At 31.6% G+C, this 4,936-nt stretch carries 3 protein-coding genes and 1 pseudogene; all 4 read left to right on the top strand.

The window, feature by feature from the left end:
- A pseudogene (locus tag AA81_RS14255) lies at nucleotides 1-195 on the top strand (hypothetical protein); the annotation flags it as partial.
- An 89-nt stretch (nucleotides 196-284) separates the two neighbouring features.
- The gene (locus AA81_RS09575; protein ID WP_103898900.1) at nucleotides 285-2,513 is read left to right on the top strand and encodes a UvrD-helicase domain-containing protein; all 2,229 of its coding nucleotides are present in this window, start codon (nucleotides 285-287) and stop codon (nucleotides 2,511-2,513) included.
- 159 nt (nucleotides 2,514-2,672) lie between these two features.
- Nucleotides 2,673-4,544, top strand: a complete 1,872-nt coding sequence (locus AA81_RS09570) for an ATP-binding protein (RefSeq protein WP_103898899.1) — start codon at nucleotides 2,673-2,675, stop codon at nucleotides 4,542-4,544.
- Between the two features lie 121 nt (nucleotides 4,545-4,665).
- Nucleotides 4,666-4,863: an AAA family ATPase gene (locus AA81_RS14895; protein WP_103898898.1), complete on the top strand. Its 198-nt coding sequence runs from the start codon at nucleotides 4,666-4,668 to the stop codon at nucleotides 4,861-4,863.
- The last annotated feature ends 73 nt before the right edge of the window (nucleotides 4,864-4,936 follow it).

The raw sequence follows: 4,936 nt of genomic DNA, 5'->3' as shown, positions 1-4,936 counted from the left end.
TTTACTCAGCACAAACATTCAGAAGTTGAAGATATAATGAAAATCCTTTCGGATTGCAATGTTTGGGTAGCAAAGTCCATGGGGAAAAAGTCCAAAGAAGTAATCATGAATTTAGGATATACTCCCCTTATAATTAACTCTGACTCAATACAAGAAGCCGAAAAAGAGATTGTGAAAGCATTAAACCACAACTAAAAAAATTTAATACTCTTTGCTTTGATGGAGACATCTTCAACGTTTTTCAAATATACAAACCTAATTCATGAGGTATCTTAAAGTTTCTTATGACAATAAACCAAATTGACGAAGAGTCTCTACTGTCATTACCGTTAAAAAACATGTTTGAAATCGAGCAAAAAATATTTATTGAAATTATTAATAAAATTCTTGAATTAAAATCAAAAAATCCTGAAACTGATATTTCATTTTTAGAAACTAAAATTGACCAGATGGTTGATAAACTTTATGGTTTGACAAAGGAAGAGATAAAAAATTGTGGAAGGATCTTAATTATGTATATAAGATTTCTTATCAATGAAAACGGCTTGCCCTTTGAAGTGCCTGAATTGCGAACAATGCGCGCAGAGCTTGATGCCTTGGATGATGCTGGGCGGCTGGAATACCGCAATAATAATGCTTCCGAAATCGCGCAGCACGATGCTGCTAAATTTTTAATTGTCTCTGGTCCTGGCACCGGCAAGAGCCACTTATTTCTACAGAAAATTGATAATTGGTACCATAAAGAGCTGAATGCTAAAGTCGTTGTAACAAGTTTTGTGAGGAAACTAGTGGTAGATTTACAAAACGACATTGAAAGAGATGAAAAATTAAGCGATGAACAAAAAAAGACCATTATGGTGTCCACCTTACATAAATTCGCCCGCAGTATTGTTGAAAAAAACCACGGAACAAAAGAATGGCCGTTTAAGCCACATTTTCGAATTATTGGACAATCTTGGAAAGAAATCGTTTGGAGCGATGTACTTGCTTTTTTCCAAGACAGAGATCAGACGGAATATAATTGGAAAAAGTTTGAAACACAATTACATGATGATAATTTTGAACAATCTAAAGATTGGACAGTACTTAAAGAAATCTATTTTAAACTTTGCCAGTTTTACAATGCGGCGGGTTTCGCAGATTTAATTTTGCGTGCCACGAAAGCCTTGAGTGAAAATTTTACTTTGAACGAAAATAATTACTTCATTATTGACGAGTATCAGGACTTCAACCTTTCAGAGGGAGCTTTTATTAATCAATTAACAAATAATTCTAAAGGTTTGCTTATTGTGGGAGATGATGAGCAAGTTCTCTATGAAAAATTGAAATCAGGTAAAGCAACGTTGATTCGTAATCTATACAAGAACACAGATTATGCCAAAGGAATGTTGCCATTCTGTAACAGGTGTAGTTTTCATATAACCAAAACAGCAGACCATTTCATTCAGCAAAACAAAGAAGAAAATTGTATAGAAAAAATATATTTGCCGCTTACAAATAACAGTAATGATCCAAAGGTGCAAATTATAGCCTGTGCTTCTTCATCTACAGCTGTAGATTACATTGAAAAATTTGTTACCGACTATAAGGCCGAAATTGATGAGCGGAAAAGACAATTAGAGAACGGAGAGGCAAAAGATGCTTTCTTGTTAGTTCTAACGCCAGCGGGGAAAATCAAATTTTACGGTAACGCAAAAGAGACTGTAAAAAGAATCGTTGCGGAATATCAGTCAGAGGCAAGATCATTCTCGACGGATTATTATAAAATACTAAGTTATTATTCACTTGCAAACAACCCTCAAAATAATTTTACATTTCGCAAGGTGCTTCGCCATGAGAATATTTCAAAAACACGTGTACATGAGTTTCTTGAGTATGCTATGCAGAGCGGGCAAAATTTAAGGAATTTGGACGAACAAGAAATTATAAATGCCATGGAAAAGGCTAACAACATCAAGGCCATTTTAGACGCCGAAAGCTCTATTATCGAGAAATTGGAAGGGATAGCTAATATTATCACAATTACGGGCAGAGCAAAACTTCAAGACGAAATGGAACGAGAAGCTATAAATCAGAAGGAAGTGGTCGGCTTGGAACACGAAGAGGAAGAAGAAGCAGAGTTGGAAGAAATTGAAGTAAAGCGAATGGGAGCTGTGGAACTAATGACAATTGTTTCAAGCAAAGGACTTTCAGCAGATCACGTCATTATTATTGGTTTTGATGATGTGAATATGAAATGGGTAACAAAAAATGCTTTTTATGTTGCAATGACGAGGGCAAGAAAAAGCTTGCATATCATTACCGCTTTGAAATCGGGTGGCGCTCATCAGGCTCATGCTTTCCTCGAACAACTACCAGACAATCATGTAGAATATTTCAGTTACAGAAAAAGGGACCATTTAAAAAAATCCTTACAGGGAAAGCAGAGATTTAAGAACTATCTCAACAATCTAAATTCTTCTTTTGCACTTTCGAAAAGAAATAACAAATCTCATTCTCACAAAGGGAGATAAATGTTATGAATACTATAATAAAACTAAGCCAAAGAATAGAAACATAAGATAGAACTCGCAAGATAATAAATACCTAATGCATTTGACTAGTTAGTTTATAATTTTTATGGTTTGACAAAAGATGAGATAAAAATAAGGAAAAATGGGAGGGGGGAAAATATGAATATATCTAAAGTTATCTTAGAAAATTTTAGAGCCTATTATGATAAGGTTGAAATTCTTTTAAATGATTTTAATGTTTTTATTGGGAAAAATGATGTAGGAAAGTCTAGCATTTTAGAAGCAATCGATATTTTTTTAAATGATGGCAAAGGAGTAGTAAAAGTATCACCGGATGATCTAAATATTCTAGCGAGAAGAGATTCAGTTGATTCCTTTAAAATTGGTATAGTATTTAATAATTTTCCAGAACAGATAATTATTGACGAGACCATCGCTACAAATCTTAAAGATGAATATTTACTAAATGATAATTATGAATTAGAAGTATGGAAAACTTTTATGAATGGAAAATTAAAAGGGACAGTTATTAAATGTAATCATCCTACAAATAATGAATTCTTGAAAAGTTTAATGAATAAAAAGCATAATGACCTGAAAGATTTTGTAGAAACACATAATATAAAAGTTGATGATAAAAGGAGCTCAGCTGATCTCAGAAAAGCGATAAGAGAGTATTATCGAAAACAAGACGGAAAATTAAAATTTGAAATACTTGAAATCTCTATTGACCAAGAAGGGTTAAAAAATATATGGAATAAGCTAAAAAATTATTTGCCAGTTTTCGGATTATTTCACTCTGATAGAAAAAATGTTGATCAAGATGATGAGATTCAAGATCCATTAAAACTAAAAATTGAGGAAATCTTTAAAAGTGAAGAGGTACTAAAAATACTTAGCAATATAGAAAAACAAATAAAAGAAGAAATAGAGAATATAGCAGAAAAAACGATTAATAAATTCAAAGAACTTTCTACCGAATCAGCTTCTATTAAACCAAAAATACCAGACGTAAATTCACTTAAATGGAAAGATGTATATAAGGGATTAGGTTTTTATACTGATAATGATATTCCTTTAAACAAAAGAGGAAGTGGTTTTAGAAGGCTTGTTTTATTAAGCTCTTTCCTTGCTGAAGTTGAAAAGAACGAAACAGAAAACAATAAGATTCATATTATCTATGCAATAGAAGAGCCAGAAACTGCTTTGCACCCCGATTTGCAAATAAAATTAATCAACACTCTTAAAGAACTATCAAAAAAAGAAAGATATCAAATTTTATTAACTACGCATAGCCCAGCTTTGATACGTCTTTGTGAAACAGATGATATAAGATTTGTGAAACAAGAAGATGGACAAGCAAAAGTGCAAAATTTCGACGAAAAAATCTCAGATGAGATAATTAAGACTATGGGTTTATTGCCTAATATAAGTAAAATTGTTATTTGTGTTGAAGGAACTAATGATGAAAAATTTTTATTAAATATAAACCAAAATATCGACGAATTAAAAAAGATAATTGATCTAAAAGCAAAAATAAAATCTGATTCTATTGCAATAATTCCAATGAATGGTTCTAATCTTAGAGACTGGATAAATCATTATGCATTAAAAAACACAAACGCTCTTGAGTTCCATCTATACGATAAAGATGAAGATGAAAAATATAAAAGTGAAATAGAAAAGGTGAATAAAAGAAATGACGGTTCCTATGGAGTATTAACAAGTTTTAGAGAAATAGAAAATTACGTTGATAAGGAAATTTTAGAAAATGAATTTCAGATAAAGATTGAGTTAAAACAAAATGAAAATTGGGGTGAACTAGATATCCCAAGTATTGTGAAATCCAAACTAAGAAATCAGAGAGACGAAAAGTCAATCAAAAAAGAAATATGTGGATCATGTTCAAAGCTTATGTCTAAAGATAAATTTGAGCAATTAGGTGTTTGGGAAGAAGTAAAAGGATGGTTTGAAAAAATAAAGGACATGGAAAAAAAGATACTCGAAAGATATGAACTTGATAAGGAATAATTATGAAAATTAAGTAACCAAAACTCAGATCTAGTACTATTACCTGAGAACAAGAGATAGACTGACCAGTGCATGAGTTGTGTGAACTTACGGATGAAAAAAGAAAAACAAGTGAGGGAGTATAATCACGTCAACAATAATAAAATCTTTAAAGATTAAAAATTTCCGAGGAATTCAATCAATAGAACTGAATTTCACGGACCTAAACATGATTATAGGGAATAATGGCACTAATAAGACAAACATATTAGAAGCATTAAACTTCGCATTATCCCCTACCTATTTAGCTAATCGTATCAAACCAACGGATTTTTATTAATGTTCTAAAAATGATAAATTGATTTTATCAAGACTCAACCTTTATACTTCTTCATTAACAGGTTTAGGATTGA

Source organism: Petrotoga halophila DSM 16923 (genome assembly GCF_002924615.1).
This window is presented reverse-complemented; position numbering and strand designations above follow the sequence as displayed.